Origin of the sequence: Streptomyces sp. NPDC047880, from assembly GCF_040706515.1 — a bacterium.
GTDB lineage: Bacteria > Actinomycetota > Actinomycetes > Streptomycetales > Streptomycetaceae > Streptomyces.
The window spans coordinates 682371-700226 of record NZ_JBEZOK010000001.1; the positions used below are offsets into that span (position 1 = coordinate 682371).

Genomic DNA, 17856 nt, shown 5'->3' on the forward strand with positions numbered 1-17856 from the left:
TGCGCGACAAGCCACGACGCACCCGCACCACATGACGGCACAAGCCACCGCAAGCAATGTCAGTCGGTCTCCGTAGACTGGGCCCCGTGAGCGAGCTCCCTCCAGACCACAACGCCGACGACCAGCCCGACCCTCTCGACGGTTTCGACGAGATCATCGCGGAGGAAACCACCCGCGACCCCGACCTCGCCGTCATCGAAGCCGGCAGCCGCACCCTGCGCACCCAGGGCGGTCCGCCCGACGCCGACATCCCCACGCGCCCCGCCGACCCCGAGGTCGACAAGGCCCTGCGCGAGGTCGAGACCGAGCTCGCCACCCGCTGGGGTGAGACCAAGCTGGAGCCCTCGGTCAGCCGTATCGCCGCGCTGATGGACGTGCTGGGGGAGCCGCAGCGGTCGTACCCGTCGATCCACATCACGGGGACGAACGGCAAGACCTCCACGGCGCGCATGATCGAGGCCCTGCTCGGTGCCTTCGAGCTGCGCACCGGCCGCTACACCTCGCCGCACGTGCAGTCGATCACCGAGCGCATCAGCCTCGACGGCGCCCCCATCTCCGCCGAGCGGTTCATCGAGACGTACCAGGACATCAAGCCGTACGTGGAGATGGTCGACGCCGCGCAGGAGTACCGGCTGTCGTTCTTCGAGGTGCTCACCGGCATGGCCTACGCGGCCTTCGCCGACGCCCCCGCGGACGTGGCCGTCGTCGAGGTCGGCATGGGCGGCTCCTGGGACGCGACGAACGTGATCGACGGGGACGTCGCGGTGGTCACGCCCATAGACCTCGACCACACCGACCGGCTCGGCACCACGCACGCCGAGATCGCCACGGAGAAGGCCGGCATCATCAAGCAGGGTGCGACGGTCATCATGGCGCAGCAGCCGGTCGAGGCGGCACAGGTGCTGCTGAAGAAGGCCGTCGAGGTGGACGCGACCGTGGCCCGGGAGGGCCTGGAGTTCGGCGTCGTCGAGCGGCAGGTCGCCGTCGGCGGGCAGCTGGCGACGCTGCGCGGGCTCGGCGGCGAGTACCCGGAGGTGTACCTGCCGCTGCACGGCGCGCACCAGGCGCACAACGCGGCCGTCGCGCTCGCCGCCGTCGAGGCGTTCTTCGGTGTCGGTGCGCAACGGGCCGACGCGCTGGACCTGGACACGGTCCGCAAAGCCTTCGCCGCCGTGGCCTCGCCGGGCCGGCTGGAGGTCGTGCGCCGGTCGCCGACGGTCGTGCTGGACGCCGCCCACAACCCGGCGGGTGCCCGGGCGGCCGCCGAGGCGATCGGGGAGGCGTTCCAGTTCAGCCGGCTCGTCGGCGTGGTCGGCGCGAGCGGCGACAAGAACGTACGGGGGCTGCTGGAGGCCTTCGAGCCGGTGTTCGCCGAGATCGTGGTCACGCAGAACTCCAGCCACCGCGCGATGGACGCCGACGAGCTCGCCGGGATCGCCGTGGAGGTGTTCGGCGAGGAGCGCGTCCAGGTCGAGCCGCGACTCCCGGACGCCCTGGAGGCCGCCATCACGCTGGCCGAGGAGGAGGGCGAGTTCTCCGGCGGCGGTGTGCTCGTCACCGGTTCCGTCATCACCGTCGGCGAGGCCCGACTGCTCCTGGGGAAGGGCTGAGTCCCGTGCGCACGCTCTGTTCTTCGACGCTGATCGGCGAGTTCTTCGTCATCGGGTTCGCCGGTCTGGTCGCCATGAAGGACCCCGACCTGTCCATGGCGACCGTGTGGACGGTCAGCGGCATCGCGATGTTCCTGTGTCTGGTGCTGTGCGGCCTGGTGACGCGGCCGGGCGGGGTCGCCCTCGGCTGGGCGCTGCAGATCGCGCTCATCGCGTCGGGGTTCATCGTGCCGACCATGTACTTCCTGGGTGCGGTCTTCGCGGCCCTGTGGTGGGCGTCCGTCCACTACGGGCGGAAGATCGACGAGGCGAAGGCGAGATTCGCGGCCCAGGCGGGCTCCTCCACGCCTGACGCTGCGTAACAGCCCTCCCGACACGCCGGGTAATCTCGTCCCACCGCAAGACCTTCACCCATAAGGAGCCCGTCGTGAGCCAGCGCACCCTCGTCCTCCTCAAGCCCGACGCCGTCCGTCGTGGCCTGACCGGCGAGATCATCAGCCGCATCGAGCGCAAGGCGGGCTGGACGATCACCGCGCTGGAGCTGCGCACCCTGGACCAGGACACGCTGGAGCAGCACTACGGCGAGCACAAGGGCAAGCCCTTCTACGAGCCTCTGGTGGACTTCATGGCGTCCGGCCCGGTCGTGGCGCTGATCGTCGAGGGCGAGCGGGTCATCGAGGGCGTGCGCGCGCTCGCCGGCCCGACCGACCCGATCGCCGCGGCGCCCGGTTCCATCCGCGGCGACTACGGCGTGATCGTCCGGGAGAACCTGATCCACGCCTCCGACTCCGAGGAGTCCGCCGAGCGCGAGGTGAAGATTTTCTTCCCCGGCCGGGCGTAGCGTCCGCACCTCACCAGCACATACGGCAGAGTCTGGGGGCGAGTCCCCCGGACTTTGCGGCATATGCGTGGCGATCGAGGGAACGATGGGCCCCGAACGCCCGTCTCCAGAAGCGAATGCGGTCGGCATCTGCTGACAATGGCGGAGACCCTCCCGCAGTGTTCGCGAAGGCGCGTCTACGATGGAAGCCTTCACGTCACAGCACCCACCTTTGCCTACCTGATAAGCCCTCAAAAGCTCCTGGGAAGGCCAGACGAATCCTGATGGGGAACTCAATGTCGTTCATCGGCCGTGACATGGCTGTCGACCTCGGGACCGCCAACACGCTGGTGTACGTCAGGGGTCGCGGGATCGTACTCAACGAGCCGTCCGTCGTCGCGATCAACACCAACACCGGTGGCATCCTCGCGGTCGGTGCCGAAGCGAAGAAGATGATCGGGCGGACCCCCGGCAACATCGTTGCCGTGCGGCCGCTGAAGGACGGCGTGATCGCCGACTTCGAGATCACCGAGCGGATGCTCCGCTACTTCATCCTGAAGATCCACAAGCGGCGTTATCTGGCTCGTCCGCGGGTCGTCGTCTGTGTGCCTTCGGGCATCACGGGCGTCGAGCGCCGCGCCGTCATCGAGGCGTCGTCCCAGGCCGGCGCCCGTCAGGTGCACATCATCGAGGAGCCCATGGCCGCGGCCATCGGTTCCGGCCTGCCGGTCCACGAGGCCACGGGCAACATGGTGGTCGACATCGGCGGCGGCACCACGGAGGTCGCGGTCATCTCCCTCGGCGGCATCGTCACCGCCCAGTCCATCCGGGTCGCCGGCGATGAACTGGACAACGCGATCATCCAGCACATCAAGAAGGAGTACTCCCTCCTGCTGGGTGAGCGCACGGCCGAGCAGATCAAGATCACGATTGGTTCGGCGTACGACCTCGACTCCGACGAGCACACCGAAATCCGCGGCCGGGACCTCGTCTCCGGGCTGCCGAAGACCGTGGTCATCTCCGCAGCCGAAGTCCGCAAGGCGATCGAGGAGCCGGTCAATTCGATCGTCGACGCCGTCAAGACGACCCTCGACAAGTGTCCGCCGGAGCTGTCCGGCGACATCATGGACCGAGGAATCGTTCTGACCGGCGGCGGAGCGCTGCTGCGCGGCCTCGACGAGCGGCTGCGCCGGGAGACCGGCATGCCGATCCACATCGCCGAGGACCCGCTGGACAGCGTGGCGCTCGGATCCGGAAAGTGCGTCGAGGAGTTCGAGGCGCTCCAGCAGGTGCTGGACGCCCAGCCGCGCAGATGACATAACTCTTCGATTCCGCCGTACGGGACGATCTCCTCTCGTACGGCGGATCGTTGATATAGAGGCATAAGCTCCCAAAAGCAGCCCCTCGGGTTTCCCTGGGGCTTCCCGAATTCCTATGAGGAAGGGCACGGCCGCCGCACGTGAGGGACACACGAGAGAGCCGGCTGCTCCTGGTGCTGCTGATCGCCGTCGCGTTCGCGTTGATCACGGTGGACATCCGCGGTGGGGAGGACTCGCCCGTCGACGGCGCCCGGCAGGGTGCGGCGACGGTTTTCGGCCCGATCGAGAGCGGCGTCTCGGCCGCGGTCGACCCGGTCGGCAACGCGGTCTCCGCCATCCGCGACTCCGGGGAACGCCACGACCGGCTCGCCGCGCTGGAAGAGGAGAACGCGGCCCTGAAAGCGCGGCTCGGCAGCGACGACCGCAGCCGCAGCCGCCTCAAGCAGCTCGACAAGATGCTGAAGATCGCCGGCCAGGGCCAGTACGGCATCAAGGGCGCGCAGGTCATCGCCATCGGAGCGGCGCAGGGCTTCTCCTGGACCATCACCGTCGACGTCGGCGCCAACGACGGCATCAAGCGCGACATGACCGTCCTGAACGGGGACGGGCTCGTCGGCCGCGTCACCACCGTCGGCCCCAACACCGCCACCGTGCTGCTGGCCAGCGACCCCGACTTCACGGTCGGCACCCGCATGGAATCCGGCGACGAGCTCGGCTTCGCCTCCGGGCAGGGCGACCGTCCGCTGCGCGTGGAACTCCTCAACGGCAAGGCCGAGGTGAAGAAGGGCGACCGCCTGGTCACGTTCGGTTCGCAGGCCGACCGGCCGTTCGTGCCCGGTGTGCCCGTCGGTGTGGTGTCCCGCGTGGACCCCTCCGGCGGCGGCCTGACCCGCACCCTGTACGTCACGCCGTACGCCAGCTTCACCAAGCTCGACATCGTCGGTGTCGTCGTCGAGGCCCCGAAGAAGAACCCGCGTGACACGGTGCTCCCGCCCAAGCCCAAGCCGACCCCCAGGCCGACGGTGACGGTGACCGTGACGCCGTCCCCCGAGGCACCCGTGGACGGCCAGAACCAGCAAGAGCAGTAGGAGCTGTCACCCCATGCGCGTCAACCGGATCCTGCTCTCCTCCGCCCTGGTCGTCGTCGCCCTGGTGGTCCAGGTGAGCGTCCTCGCCCGCCTCCAGCTGCCGGGCGCCGTCCCCGACCTGCTGCTGCTCACCGTCCTCGGCCTCGCGCTGGTGTACGGGCACGTGGGCGGCGCCCTCGTCGGATTCGGCGCGGGTCTGCTCGCCGACCTGGCCCCGCCCGCCGACCACGCGGCCGGGCGCTACGCCCTCGTGCTGTGCGTCGTCGGTTACCTCGCGGGCCTGGTGAAGCCCGAGACGGGCCGGCTGAAGTCCGCGACCGGCCCCATGGTCGTGGTGGTCGCCGCCGCGGTCGCCTCCACCCTGCTGTACGCCGGGGTCGGCGCCCTCGTCGGCGACACCGCAGCCCGCCACGTGGGCCTCGGCAGCCTGCTGTTCACGGCCGCCCTGTACGACCTGCTGCTCGCCCCGTTCGTCGTGCCGGGGGTCATGGCGCTGGCCCGGCGCGCCGACAACGACCCGCTCGCCGAGTCCACCTCGGCCGCCGCCAAGGCCACGGACATCTCCTCCGGCTGGCTCTCCGGCGGCACCGGCCTGAAGATCGGCAGCCAGCGCAACGGGCTGCGCGTGAAGGCCGCCCGGGCACGGATGGCGCGCGCCGGGCGCATCAAGGGGGTCAAGCGGCTGTGAACGCAGGGAAGTTCACCCGAACGGGACGGTCCGGGAGGAACGCCGGCCCGTGGGCCCGTCGTTCATCACTCGTATTCGCACATCCGTGCCCGGACACACCGTCGCACCCGCACATCCGTACGCGCACCGAGAGGGGGAGGCAGCCGCAGTGACCAACATTCCCGAGACCGGCAGGAACTCGCGGGTCCAGATCCGGCTCGTCGTCATCCAAGTCCTCGTCCTCTCCCTCCTGCTCACCCTCGGCGGACGGCTCTGGTACCTCCAGATCCGTGAGGGCGCCGCCTACGCCAAGGAGGCGTCGGGCAACCACGTCCAGCAGGTCGTCCAGCCGGCCGTCCGCGGCTCCATCCTGGACGCACGCGGCGTCGCCCTCGCGGACAACGAGACCCGGCTGGTCGTCTCAGCGTCCCGCACGGACCTGCTGAAGATGAAGGACGACGGCAAGGAAGTCCTGACCAAGCTCGCCGGAGTCCTGGGCATGACGCCCAAGGAGGTCCAGGAGAAGGTCCGGCTGTGCGACGCCAAGACGCCCCAGCCCTGCTGGAACGGCTCGCCCTACCAGCCCATCCCGATCACCGACGAGGCCACCGCCAAGCAGGCCCTGCAGATCCGCGAGCGCGCCGAGGACTTCCCCGGCATCACCGCCGAGCCGGAGGCCGTGCGCCGCTACCCGAGCCCCGGGAAGGCCAACTCCGCCCAGGTCCTCGGCTACCTCTCGCCGGTCACCGACGAGGAGATCAAGAAGGCGCAGAACACCAACTCGCCTTATCTGCGCTCCGACCAGGTCGGCCGCTCCGGCCTGGAGCGCCAGTACGACAAGGCGCTGCGCGGCAAAGCCGGCGTCACCCGCTACGAGGTCGACAACCTCGGCCGGGTCATCGGCCAGGCCGAAGCCGACCCGGCCCACCCCGGCGACAACCTCGTCACCAGCATCGACTCCCGGGTCCAGCGAATCGCCGAGTACCAGCTGAACGAGGCCATGAAGGAAGCCCGCAAGCAGCACGACCGCAACACGGGCACCAACTACAAGGCCGACTCCGGCGCCGTGGTCGTCATGGAGGCCAAGACCGGCCGTGTCGTCGCCATGGCCTCGAATCCCACCTACGACCCGAACGCCTGGGTGGGCGGCATCTCCGCCAAGGACTACGCGCGGCTCACCGGCAAGAGCTCCAACTACCCGCTGCTCAACCGCGCCATCCAGGGCCAGTCGGCGCCCGGCTCGATCTTCAAGGTCGTCCCGACCGCCGCCGCGGTCAACGCGGGCTACTCCTTCAACGGCCCCTACGACTGCTCCAGCTCGTACTCGATCGGCGGCCAGGTCTTCAAGAACTTCGAGTCCAAGGGGTACGGCCCGATCAGCCTCGGCCGCGCCCTGGAGGTCTCCTGCGACACGGTCTTCTACCGGCTCTCCCACGAGGAGTGGAAGCGCGACGGCGGCACCAAGCCGAAGAAGAACGCCAGCGACTGGTTCTACAAGACCGCCCACCAGTTCGGCCTCGGCAAGGAAACCGGCATCGACCTGCCCAACGAGGTCACCGGCCGCGTCCCCGACCGCCAGTGGAAACTGAACTACTGGAAGGCCAACAAGGACGCCTGGTGCCGCACCGGCAAGCGCAACGGCAGCTACGCCGAGAAGATCGCCTACGAGAACTGCCTCGAAGGCAACCGCATGCGCGCCGGTGACTCCGTCAACTACTCCATCGGCCAGGGCGACACCCTCGTCACGCCCATCCAGATGGCCACCATCTACGCGGCCATCTCCAACGGCGGCACCCTCTACAACCCCTCCGTCGGCAAGGCGGTCATCAGCGCCGACGGCAGGACCGTCACGCCGATCAAGCCCGAGTCGCACGGCAAGCTGCCGATGACGCAGAAGACGCGCGACGAGGTGGACGAAGCCCTCGCGGGAGTCGCCACCCGCGGTACTGCCGCCTGGCGGTTCGGCGGCTGGCCGCAGGACAAGATCCCGATGCACGCCAAGACGGGTACGGCGGAGGTCTACGGCAAGCAGACGACCTCCTGGTTCGCCACGTACACCAAGGACTACTCGATCGTCATGACGATCTCCCAGGGTGGTACGGGCTCCGGCGCCTCGGGCCCGGCCGTCCGCAACATCTACAACGCGCTGTACGGCGTCTCCGAGGACGGCGACATCGACACGAAGAAGGCACTGCTGCCCACGCCGCAGAAGACCCTGCCGAAGATCAAGACGGACGGCACCATCGCCTCCCCGAAGGTCCCCAAGGACCCGGCCAAGGACCGCCAGGCGGACAAGAAGGACCCCAACGCCCCGGCGGACCCGCTCCAGCCGGTCACATCGGCCCCGCCGTCCCCCGAGAACCGCAACACCCGAAGGCGCCGCCGCCGGGGAAGCCGGAGGTTGCCAGCATGACCGGCGGAGTGAACAGCTTCCAGGTCTCCGGCTACGGACCCGAGCGCACCGGATGGACACGGCTGCTGGCCCGCGACTCGGTGGCACGGCGGCTCGACTGGCCGATCCTGCTGTCGGCACTGGCCCTGTCGCTGCTCGGCACGCTCCTCGTCTACTCGGCGACCCGCAACCGCACCGAGCTCAATCAGGGCGACCCGTACTACTTCCTCATCCGGCACCTGCTGAACACCGGCATCGGCCTGGCCCTGATGGCCGGCACGATCTGGCTCGGCCACCGCGCCCTGCGCACGGCCGTGCCGGTCCTGTACGGCTTCTCGGTGCTGCTGATCCTGCTGGTGCTGACCCCGCTCGGCTCCACGATCAACGGCGCCCACTCCTGGATCAAGCTGCCCGGCGGCTTCTCGCTCCAGCCCTCGGAGTTCGTCAAGGTCACGATCATCCTCGGCATGGCGATGCTGCTGGCGGCCCGGGTCGACGCGGGCGACAACCAGTACCCCGACCACCGCACGGTCGTGCAGGCACTCGGCCTGGCCACCGTGCCCATGCTGATCGTCATGCTGATGCCCGACCTTGGGTCGGTCATGGTGATGGTCATCATCGTGCTCGGCGTGCTGCTGGCCTCCGGGGCGTCCAACCGGTGGGTGTTCGGCCTGCTCGGCGCTGGCACCCTGGGCGCGGTCACCGTCTGGCAGATCGGGATCCTCGACGAGTACCAGATCAACCGGTTCGCCGCCTTCGCCAACCCCGAGCTCGACCCGGCCGGCGTCGGCTACAACACCAACCAGGCCCGCATCGCCATCGGTTCGGGCGGGCTGACCGGCTCCGGCCTCTTCCACGGCTCGCAGACCACCGGCCAGTTCGTGCCCGAACAGCAGACGGACTTCGTCTTCACCGTGGCAGGTGAGGAACTGGGCTTCCTCGGCGGCGGCCTGATCATCGTGCTCCTCGGCATCGTCCTGTGGCGGGCCTGCCGCATCGCCCGCGAGACCACGGACCTGTACGGCACGATCGTGGCCGCGGGCATCGTCGCCTGGTTCGCCTTCCAGACGTTCGAGAACGTCGGCATGACGCTCGGCATCATGCCGGTCACCGGCCTGCCGCTGCCGTTCGTGTCGTACGGCGGATCGTCGATGTTCGCGGTGTGGATAGCGGTGGGGTTGTTGCAGTCGATCAGGGTGCAGCGGCCGATGTCGGCCTAGCGTCCCGGGAGGGGGAGCGGACATGTCCGGGGAGTACGTGGCCCGGTGCCCGGTGACCGAGGAACTGGTGAGCCAGCTCCTCGCCCTGGCGGAGCTGGACCTGACCGACGACGACGCCATCGGGGCGCGGATGCGGGAGACCGGCTGGCCCGACTGGTCGCAGGCGGTGAGCGGACCGGCGTACGAGAACACCCCCGATGTCCCGGACGCCACCCACGTCAGCCCCCAGGGGCACTTCGTCACCTGTGACGGCGACGGCTCGCTCCACCTTCCCTTCGCCTACCTCTACTCGGTCGACGGCGGCCTGCTCGACGAGGACTGCTGGGGCCCCGTGCCCGGCTGGACCAGCGAGCAGGGCGCCTGGCGGCCGGAGTTCGACGCGCACTTCGCCGCCGTCGTGCAGCGCTTCACCGAGCGGCTGGGGCTGCCGGACCACGACATCCGGCAGCCCCGCTACGACACCCGGTACGTCAGCTGGCGCCTGGAGCACAACGTGCTGATCGTCGGCCAGGGCCCGGAGCCGCTGTCGTACCACCAGTTCGAGGACGCCCACGTCCACCTCGTCTCCCGCACCCTCAAGGACGCGCCGTTCCCGGACGGCGAGGAGATGCGGGCCCTGCTGACGACCTGAGCGTGAGACTCCTCCCGGAGGACGCGCACCACTGCTGTCCCGGCCCCGAGGCCACTAGATTTGATCCATGGCGGAGACGAAACGCGAGATCGAGCGCAAGTACGAATCCGACGAGAGCGGGCTTCCCGACCTGACCGGCGTCGCCGGGGTCGCGTCCGTGGTCGACAAGGGCATCGCCCACCTGGACGCCACCTACCACGACACCGCGGACGAACGCCTCGCCGCGTCGTCCGTCACCCTGCGCCGCCGCACCGGTGGTTCCGACGCGGGCTGGCACCTCAAGTTCCCCATCGCTCCGGGCGTCCGCGACGAGATCCGCGCCCCGCTCACCGACACCCTCCCCGAGGAGCTCGCCGCGCTGGTCCGCTCCCGCGTCCGCGACAGCGAATTGCTCCCCGTGGTCCGGCTGCGCTCCGACCGCGACGTACGCCACCTGCTCGACGCCGCCGGACGGCTGCTCGCCGAGGTGAGCGTGGACACCGTGCACGCCGAGCGGCTCACCGGGCGCGGCGGAGAGGCACAGTGGACCGAGATCGAGGTGGAACTCGCCGACGGGGGAGACCCGGCCCTGCTCGACAAGATCGACAAGCGGCTGCGCAAAGCGGGCGTACGACCGTCGGCGTCGTCGTCGAAGCTGGCCCGCGCCCTGGCGGAGACCGCACCGGGGAAGCGGCGCAGGTCCACCCGCGACCGCAAACCCGTGACCGCCGGAGACCACGTGCTCGCCTACGCGCGCACCCAGCGGGACGCGATCGTCGCACTCGACCCCGCCGTCCGCCGGGACACCGAGGACTCCGTGCACAGCATGCGGGTGGCCACCCGCCGGCTGCGCAGCACCTTCAAGTCGTTCGGCACGATCCTCGACCGGGCCGTCACCGACCCGGTCGCCGACGAGCTGAAGTGGCTCGCCGGTGAGCTGGGAAGGGACCGGGACCGCGAGGTGCTGACCGAGCGGCTGACGTCGGCCGTCGACGAGGTGCCCGCGGACCTGGTGCGCGGCCCGGTCGTGGAGCGCCTGCGCTCCTGGTCGAGCGCCGAGCACAGCGGGGCCCGCGGCCGCCTCCTCGGTGTCCTGGACTCCCGCCGCTACCTGACCCTGCTCGACACCCTCGACGCGCTGATCGCCGACCCGCCCCTGCTGAAGGCGGCCGGCAAGGCACCCCGCAACCCGGTCGCCAAGGCCGTGCGGAAGGACTTCCGCAAGGTGTCGAGGCTGGTCGAAAGGGCGGCGGAGCTGGAACCCGGCACCGACCGGGACGTCGCACTGCACGAGGCCCGCAAGAAGGCCAAGCGCACCCGCTACGCGGCGGAGGCGGCCGAACCGGTCCTCGGCAAGCCGGCCAAGACCATGGTCAAGTCCATGAAGGCCCTGCAGAACCGGCTCGGTGAGCACCAGGACAGCGTGATGGCCCGGCACACTCTGCGCGAGCTGTCGGCGGTCGCACACGCGGCGGGGGAGAGCGCCTTCACCTACGGCATCCTGCACGAGCGGGAGGAGCAGCGGGCGGTACGCGTGGAGGCCGAACTGCCCGGGTTCTGGGCCGGGATCAAGGACGGTGCGGCGGCCCTGTGATCTTCCGGCGTACGGAGGCACCCCGCGGTCGCGTTAGTCTGGATGGTCACCCCTGTCAGTTCAGTCCAGCTCACGAAGGTGCGCGACATGCCTGCCGAAGTCGCTGCGTCGGTCTTCCCGCAGCTCGAAGCTCTGCTCCCGCATGTGCAGAAGCCGATCCAGTACGTCGGCGGAGAGCTCAACTCCACGGTCAAGGACTGGGACTCCTGTGACGTCCGCTGGGCGCTCATGTACCCGGACGCCTACGAGGTCGGTCTGCCCAACCAGGGCGTCATGATCCTCTACGAGGTGCTCAACGAGCAGCAGGGCGTCCTCGCCGAGCGCACCTACAGCGTGTGGCCGGACCTGGAGGAGCTCATGCGGGAGCACCACGTCCCGCAGTTCACGGTCGACAGCCACCGGCCCGTGAAGGCCTTCGACGTGTTCGGCCTGTCCTTCTCCACGGAGCTGGGCTACACGAACATGCTGGCCGCCCTGGACCTGGCCGGCATCCCGCTGGAGGCCAAGGACCGGACCGTCGACGACCCGATCGTCCTGGCCGGCGGTCACGCGGCGTTCAACCCCGAGCCGATCGCCGACTTCATCGACTGCGCGGTGATCGGCGACGGCGAGCAGGCGGTTCTGGAGATCACCGCGATCGTCCGCGCCTGGAAGGCGGAGGGCCGCCCCGGCGGCCGCGAGGAGCTCCTCTTCCGCCTGGCGAAGACCGGCGGGGTGTACGTGCCCGGCTTCTACGACGTCGAGTACCTGCCGGACGGCCGGATCGCCCGTGTCGTGCCGAAGCGCAGCGGGGTCCCGTGGCGGGTCTCCAAGCACACCGTCATGGACCTCGACGAGTGGCCCTACCCCAAGCAGCCGCTGGTCCCGCTGGCCGAGACGGTCCACGAGCGCATGTCGGTGGAGATCTTCCGCGGCTGCACCCGCGGCTGCCGCTTCTGCCAGGCCGGCATGATCACGCGCCCGGTGCGCGAGCGCTCCATCACGGGCATCGGCGACATGGTGGAGAAGGGCCTGAAGGCGACGGGCTTCGAGGAGGTCGGCCTGCTGTCGCTGTCCTCCGCCGACCACACGGAGATCGGCGACATCGCCAAGGGCCTCGCCGACCGGTACGAGGACGACAAGATCGGCCTGTCGCTGCCCTCCACCCGCGTGGACGCCTTCAACATCGACCTGGCGAACGAGCTGACCAGGAACGGCCGCCGCTCCGGCCTCACCTTCGCCCCCGAGGGCGGCTCGGAGCGCATCCGCAAGGTCATCAACAAGATGGTCTCGGAAGAGGACCTGATCCGCACGGTCGCGACGGCGTACGGCAACGGCTGGCGCCAGGTGAAGCTGTACTTCATGTGCGGCCTGCCGACGGAGACCGACGACGACGTCCTGCAGATCGCCGACATGGCGACGAAGGTCATCGCCAAGGGCCGCGAGGTCTCCCGCTCCAACGACATCCGCTGCACGGTCTCGATCGGCGGCTTCGTTCCCAAGCCGCACACGCCGTTCCAGTGGGCACCGCAGCTCTCCGCGGAGGAGACGGACGCGCGGCTGCAGAAGCTGCGGGACAAGATCCGCGGCGACAAGAAGTACGGCCGCTCGATCGGCTTCCGCTACCACGACGGCAAGCCCGGCATCGTCGAGGGCCTGCTCTCCCGCGGCGACCGCCGCATCGGCGCGGTCATCCGCGCGGTCTACGACGACGGCGGCCGCTTCGACGGCTGGCGCGAGCACTTCTCGTACGACCTCTGGATGCAGTGCGCCGACAAGGCCCTGGCCCCCTTCGGTGTCGACGTCGACTGGTACACCACCCGCGAGCGCACCTACGAGGAGGTCCTCCCCTGGGACCACCTCGACTCCGGCCTGGACAAGGACTGGCTCTGGGAGGACTGGCAGGACGCCCTCGACGAGACCGAGGTCGACGACTGCCGCTGGACGCCGTGCTTCGACTGCGGGGTGTGCCCGCAGATGGACACCAGCATCCAGATCGGCCCGACGGGCAAGAAGCTGCTGCCCCTGACGGTGAAGAACGCCGCACCCGCTCCGGGCGGGCACGCGCACTGAGGTGAGTGAGGCTCTGAACCTGTCGGAACCGCGCTGAAGCCGCGACCACTGAGCCCCCTTCGACCCGGAGGGGGCTCAGGCGTGTCCGGCGCCCGATGACGTCCTCAGCTGGTGTGCGCTTTGACCTGCCCGAACGATTCGTGCTGATCGCTTGGGCAACTTGATATTCAGAGGTGTGGAGTAACGCTCCGCCGCGGATGAGCAGTACCGCGTCCGGTCCTGCTGTCGGTCCGTCGTGAGGGGCGGCCGACAGCAGGTGACGGGGGTCAGCGCAGGAGTTCGCAGATCCTGAACAGCAGCATCGTGACGGCGATGAACGCGCCCCCCGCACAGGTCACCGCGCCGAAGATCGTCGCGTGGAGCAGAACGGCCAGCACGCCCGTTGCGAGGCCTGTGAGGAGGCCGAGCAGTAAGGCGATGATGATGAGCAGGGCTCGCTGCGACAGCCCCCCGGCAGGAGGAGGCGGCAACTGAGTCATGAGGTGCCTCCCCCCGGACTCGCTATGGGGCCGGTGGGGAATGCCCAGCCGTGGCTCTGGCGGGTGACACGACTCGCGTTACTATCTGCCATGAGGCTTCCTGGTTCATTCGAGTGGACGAGGGCGCTTCGCGGTGGGGGAGTACTCGGACGATGCTTGCCGGCTGACCGAGCGCTCCCCTTCTCGCTGTGAAAAACGCTCCGCTTGCTTGGCCGAAAAGACGCTTGCCGCATTGCGGAGCACCATGTGCCTGGTCAGCTTTCCATGACCGTCCCCTTCCTCGGCTTCGAGATCATCGGTTTTCGGTGGCCTTGGCAGCCATGACGCCTGCCGTCATACTGACGGCCAGGGGCCTGACTGTGCCGTCGGTACTGCAGTGCGGGATTGGGGGAGTCGTGACCTTTCCGGATCCGACATCGGAGTGGCGGAAGAGTTCCGCCAGTGGGCCGGAAAACTGCGTCGAAGTCTTTCTGGGCCGTCCTGTCATGGTCAGGGATTCGAAAGTGTCCGAGGGGCCCTGCCTTGCGGTTGGTTCCACGGCGTGGGCCTCCTTTCTGGATTCCCTGTCCCGGCGCTATGCGGCGAGCTGAGGCAGATTCGCGCTCCACTCGGTGATGGGCTGGGCGTAACGGTTCTCGATCTCCCAGAAAGCCTCGAGATAGTTCTCGACGCTCCGTTGCACGCCGACGATCGCCTTGTTGTTGAGGATGACGCTTCCGTCGGGGTTCTCGAGGTACACCACCCGCTCCTGCTCGGCTTTGGCGAACTCGAAGATGACGTACGGTGAACGCAGCAGTGGATACAGTCCGCTGCTGAAAGGCACCACCCCGATGCTCACGTGTTCCAGCGTGCTGACTTGTCGCAGGTGCTGGATCTGGGCCTCCATCAACTCGCTGCTGCCCACCACGCGTCGGAGTGCGGCCTCGTCGATCAGGAATCGCAGCTCGGTGCTCGACGATTCGTCCAGCATGCGTTCCTGGCGCTTCAGACGGAGGTCGAGCAGTTCCTCCTTCTCCGGCACCACGGACTGCTGAAGGGCGACGCGTGCGTACTCCTCGGTCTGCAGCAGGCCGGGGACGAACAGCGCCTCGAAGTTGCGGATCACGGACGCGGACGCCTCGTAACCGAGGTAGGACTGAAATCCCTCCGACAGCAGGGACCGGTACTCGTGCCACCAGGGCTGCCGACGTGCTTCCTCCCCGGCGCGAAGCAATTTGGCCTTGTCGTCCGGGTCCATTTCATAAAAGTTGATCAGGGCTTTGAGGTCGGTCATGGAGATCTTCACCCTGCCCGACTCCAGCCGCATGACTTTCGACAGGGACCATCCAGTCTCTCGCGCAACATCGGGCTGCGAATACCCCGCCTTTTTGCGCGCCTCCTGAAGCTGAGAACTCAGGAGGTGTCGGTAGAACATCGGGTCGGCATCGGGCATGAAAAGCTCCTTCTGGTGCCACAGGTCGTACCGCCGCCAGGCACTCCGACCGTATTCAGGACGACCAGCGTCGCAAGGCTACGCGGATTTTTGCTAGGTGTCACTATGCCTCACGGCTCCGCGTCGGCACGGTCCATTCTGAAGGTGTGCACGGGATGAGTGAGAAAGAATGGAACGTTGATGCGTTCAATGCGGACGCATAATCGATGCATTCACTCGCGCGAGTGAGTTTCAGTGACTTCTGTGGTGGCAGTCCCCAGGAATTGCCCTCGCCGTTCCCGCGGCTCATCGGGGAAATGGAGCAACACTGGCCACGGCGCTCGCATAGAGTGCCGCCCTACGGGGACCCGCAGAGCAGGCCGTGTGGGCGACGCTCCCCCGGGGGGCCGGCCCGGCCAGGTTCCCCCAGTTCAGAATGTGTGCTGGGGGAGCCGTCAGGTCAGGCGGCCCTCGTCGCAGACCCGCCGGGCGACCTCACGGAGCTTGATGTTCTTCTCCTGGGAGTAGCGGCGCAGCACGTCGAAGGCCTGGTCCTCGGTGAGGCGGTGGCTGCCCATGAGGATGCCCATGGCCTCACCGATGGTGTGCCGGGTGGCCAGTGCCTGCTCCATCTGGGCGTGGCTGCGGGCGCTGGAGAAGGCGACCGCGGCGTGCGAGGCCAGCAGCCAGCCGGCCGTCTCGCTGTCGTCGGTGAAGGGCCCCGGCCGGTGCGAGTAGAGGTTGAGCGCGCCCAGATCCTCCTCCTCGGTGTACAGCAGGAAGCCCATCATGCTGCCCACGCCCAGGTCGCGGGCGCGCGCGGCGTAGGCGGGCCAGCGGTCCTGCTCGGCGGTGAAGTCGGCGACCCGGAACACGCGATCCCCGACGCTGGTCCGGGCCGCGTCGAAGCAGGGTCCCTCCGTGAGGCGCTCCTGGAGCCGGTCGCTCTCGATCACCATGTCGTCGGTGGGTGCCAGCGTTTCCACGCGCTTGCCGTGCAGGAGGAGGATGCCTGCCGCGTCGCACCCGGCCACGCGCTGCGTGGCCGCGCTGGTGATGTGCTGCAGGGTGCCGCCGACCGTGTCCTGGGCGAGCAGGTCGCGCGCCATGGATGCCATCTGCCGTGCGAACACGCGCCAGTCCACTGTCGTCCTCCTCGTCCGAGGGCCCCGAAGGCTCCGAGGGCTCGGAGTGCCGGGCATGCCTGTCTCTTGCCACGGTGTCACCGGCCGTACACACCGGCAGGGCGCACACCGTGACCTCGCTCGCGTAGGCCGTCTCTTGCGCGGTCTATCGAATCTCGATAGATTTCCATCGTGGTTCGATCGAAGGAGTGACGATGGGGAAGCTGGCCGTGGCGGCGTTGCGTGGGGTGCTCGTGGTGCTGCTCGCCGGATCGTTGTTCGTGCAGGCGGTGATGGTGCCGCTGCTCGCGGTCGACATGAACGGGCTCAGGTCCGAGTACGCGTATCTGCGCACCCCGATCCTCGTGATCACGGTCCTGGGTATCGTGACGGCTCAGGTCGTCGTGGTCTGCGTGTGGCGGCTGGTGACGATGGTGCGTCGCGGCACGGTGTTCTCCACCGCCGCCTTCCGCTACGTGCACATCGTGATCGGCGCGTTCGTGGCGGCCGCCCTGCTGGTCTTCACACTCGCCGTCGTGCTCGCGCCGGGCGAGGCCGTCGCTCCCGGGGTGGTCCTCCTGCTGTGCGGGGTGGTGGTGGCCGTGCTGGGCGTCGCTCTGGTCGTGCTGGTGCTGCGGATGCTGCTCGCGCAGGCCGTCGCACGTGACATGGAGGCGGCCCAGATGCAGGCAGAGCTGGAAGAGGTCATCTGATGCCGATCGCCGTCGACATCGACGTGATGCTGGCCAAACGCAAGATGTCCGTGGGCGAGTTGGCGGAGCGCGTCGGCATCACCCCCGCCAATCTGGCCGTCCTCAAGAACGGCCGCGCCAAGGCGGTCCGCTTCTCCACCCTCGCCGCGCTGTGCGAGGTGCTGGAGTGCCAGCCGGGGGATCTTCTGCGCTGGGAGACGGAAAACGCGACGGAGCCGACAATGCGCTGATGGAGAACACCAGCATCCGCCCGGCCCGGCCCGCGGAACTCGCGGCCGTGGCCGCCCTCCGGTGGGAGTGGCTCGTCGAGAACGGCTCGCAGGACCTCGGCGAACCCGGCGCATTCGTACGGCACTTCGTCGCCTGGGCGCAGGAGAACGCCGGAACTCACCGCTGCACGGTGCTCGTCCGGGACGACCGGGTCATCGGAATGGCCTGGCTCGCCGTGGTGCAGCGGGTGCCCACGCCCCGGGCCCCGCGACGGGCCTCCGGTGATCTGCAGTGCGTCTACGTCGTACCCGAGGCCCGCGACGGCGGACTGGGCGGGCGGCTCATCCGGGCCGTCCTGGACGGAGCCCGTGAGCTGGGGCTGGAGCGCGTGACCGTGCACTCCAGTCCGCGAGCCGTCCCCGCGTACGCGCGCAGCGGCTTCGAGGAGTCGCCCCGGCTGCTGCAGGCGCAGGTCGCCCGCGGGTGAGCCGTATGATCTTGCGGCCGAGTGGAGGAATCGCGGGAGAACGGGGCGGGGCTGTGCGGT

General features: G+C 68.9%; 18 protein-coding genes. 15 read left to right on the forward strand and 3 right to left on the reverse strand.

What is annotated here, in order from left to right; translation table 11 throughout:
• The first annotated feature begins 86 nt into the window (after positions 1–86).
• From AB0937_RS03275 to AB0937_RS03325, 11 genes are all read left to right on the forward strand, one after another.
• The gene (locus AB0937_RS03275) at positions 87–1610 is read left to right on the forward strand and encodes a folylpolyglutamate synthase/dihydrofolate synthase family protein (protein ID WP_366709219.1); all 1524 of its coding nucleotides are present in this window, start codon (positions 87–89) and stop codon (positions 1608–1610) included.
• 5 nt (positions 1611–1615) lie between these two features.
• The gene (locus tag AB0937_RS03280) at positions 1616–1972 is read left to right on the forward strand and encodes a DUF4233 domain-containing protein (RefSeq protein WP_366709220.1); all 357 of its coding nucleotides are present in this window, start codon (positions 1616–1618) and stop codon (positions 1970–1972) included.
• A 65-nt stretch (positions 1973–2037) separates the two neighbouring features.
• Entirely contained in the window at positions 2038–2451 is a 414-nt protein-coding gene (gene ndk, locus AB0937_RS03285; RefSeq protein WP_030836243.1) for a nucleoside-diphosphate kinase, read from the forward strand.
• 275 nt (positions 2452–2726) lie between these two features.
• On the forward strand, positions 2727–3746 hold the full coding sequence (locus AB0937_RS03290; RefSeq protein WP_366709221.1) for a rod shape-determining protein: 1020 nt from the start codon (positions 2727–2729) through the stop codon (positions 3744–3746).
• 143 nt (positions 3747–3889) lie between these two features.
• The gene (gene mreC / locus AB0937_RS03295; protein ID WP_366709222.1) at positions 3890–4837 is read left to right on the forward strand and encodes a rod shape-determining protein MreC; all 948 of its coding nucleotides are present in this window, start codon (positions 3890–3892) and stop codon (positions 4835–4837) included.
• Positions 4838–4850: 13 nt separating this feature from the next.
• Positions 4851–5525: a rod shape-determining protein MreD gene (gene mreD, locus AB0937_RS03300; RefSeq protein WP_366709223.1), complete on the forward strand. Its 675-nt coding sequence runs from the start codon at positions 4851–4853 to the stop codon at positions 5523–5525.
• A 148-nt stretch (positions 5526–5673) separates the two neighbouring features.
• Positions 5674–7917 (forward strand): penicillin-binding protein 2, encoded by a 2244-nt coding sequence (mrdA, locus tag AB0937_RS03305; protein WP_366709224.1) that lies wholly within the window; start codon positions 5674–5676, stop codon positions 7915–7917.
• Complete coding sequence (rodA, locus tag AB0937_RS03310; RefSeq protein WP_366709225.1) at positions 7914–9116, forward strand: rod shape-determining protein RodA; 1203 nt, start codon at positions 7914–7916, stop codon at positions 9114–9116. The genes mrdA and rodA overlap by 4 nt, the downstream gene beginning before the upstream one ends.
• Positions 9117–9138: 22 nt before the next feature.
• Positions 9139–9747, forward strand: coding sequence for a hypothetical protein (locus AB0937_RS03315; protein ID WP_366709226.1), 609 nt, complete (start codon positions 9139–9141; stop codon positions 9745–9747).
• 67 nt (positions 9748–9814) lie between these two features.
• Complete coding sequence (locus AB0937_RS03320; RefSeq protein WP_366709227.1) at positions 9815–11320, forward strand: CYTH and CHAD domain-containing protein; 1506 nt, start codon at positions 9815–9817, stop codon at positions 11318–11320.
• A gap of 87 nt (positions 11321–11407) precedes the next feature.
• The gene (locus tag AB0937_RS03325; protein ID WP_366709228.1) at positions 11408–13372 is read left to right on the forward strand and encodes a TIGR03960 family B12-binding radical SAM protein; all 1965 of its coding nucleotides are present in this window, start codon (positions 11408–11410) and stop codon (positions 13370–13372) included.
• 266 nt (positions 13373–13638) lie between these two features.
• Here the strand turns inward: AB0937_RS03325 and AB0937_RS03330 are convergent, their stop codons facing one another.
• On the reverse strand, positions 13639–13851 hold the full coding sequence (locus AB0937_RS03330) for a hypothetical protein (protein WP_366709229.1): 213 nt from the start codon (positions 13849–13851) through the stop codon (positions 13639–13641).
• A 320-nt stretch (positions 13852–14171) separates the two neighbouring features.
• On the opposite strand from AB0937_RS03330, the gene AB0937_RS03335 reads away from it, so the two are divergent.
• Positions 14172–14441 carry a DUF397 domain-containing protein gene (locus tag AB0937_RS03335; RefSeq protein WP_366709230.1) on the forward strand — a complete coding sequence of 90 codons (270 nt, stop codon included), beginning with the start codon at positions 14172–14174 and terminating at the stop codon, positions 14439–14441.
• Here AB0937_RS03335 and AB0937_RS03340 read toward each other — a convergent pair.
• Together AB0937_RS03340 and AB0937_RS03345 are read right to left on the reverse strand one after the other, a co-directional pair.
• On the reverse strand, positions 14426–15283 hold the full coding sequence (locus tag AB0937_RS03340; RefSeq protein ID WP_366709231.1) for a helix-turn-helix transcriptional regulator: 858 nt from the start codon (positions 15281–15283) through the stop codon (positions 14426–14428). The two genes, AB0937_RS03335 and AB0937_RS03340, sit on opposite strands and share 16 nt — an antisense overlap.
• A gap of 434 nt (positions 15284–15717) precedes the next feature.
• Complete coding sequence (locus AB0937_RS03345) at positions 15718–16407, reverse strand: GAF and ANTAR domain-containing protein (RefSeq protein ID WP_366709232.1); 690 nt, start codon at positions 16405–16407, stop codon at positions 15718–15720.
• A gap of 194 nt (positions 16408–16601) precedes the next feature.
• Here AB0937_RS03345 and AB0937_RS03350 point away from each other — a divergent pair, with 194 nt between their 5' ends.
• The 3 genes from AB0937_RS03350 to AB0937_RS03360 are packed head-to-tail and all read left to right on the forward strand — an operon-like array spanning position 16602 to position 17796.
• On the forward strand, positions 16602–17099 hold the full coding sequence (locus AB0937_RS03350) for a DUF2975 domain-containing protein (RefSeq protein ID WP_366709233.1): 498 nt from the start codon (positions 16602–16604) through the stop codon (positions 17097–17099).
• Positions 17099–17329, forward strand: a complete 231-nt coding sequence (locus AB0937_RS03355; RefSeq protein WP_366709234.1) for a helix-turn-helix transcriptional regulator — start codon at positions 17099–17101, stop codon at positions 17327–17329. The genes AB0937_RS03350 and AB0937_RS03355 overlap by 1 nt, the downstream gene beginning before the upstream one ends.
• Complete coding sequence (locus AB0937_RS03360; RefSeq protein WP_366709235.1) at positions 17329–17796, forward strand: GNAT family N-acetyltransferase; 468 nt, start codon at positions 17329–17331, stop codon at positions 17794–17796. Before AB0937_RS03355 ends, AB0937_RS03360 begins: the two co-directional genes overlap by 1 nt.
• The last annotated feature ends 60 nt before the right edge of the window (positions 17797–17856 follow it).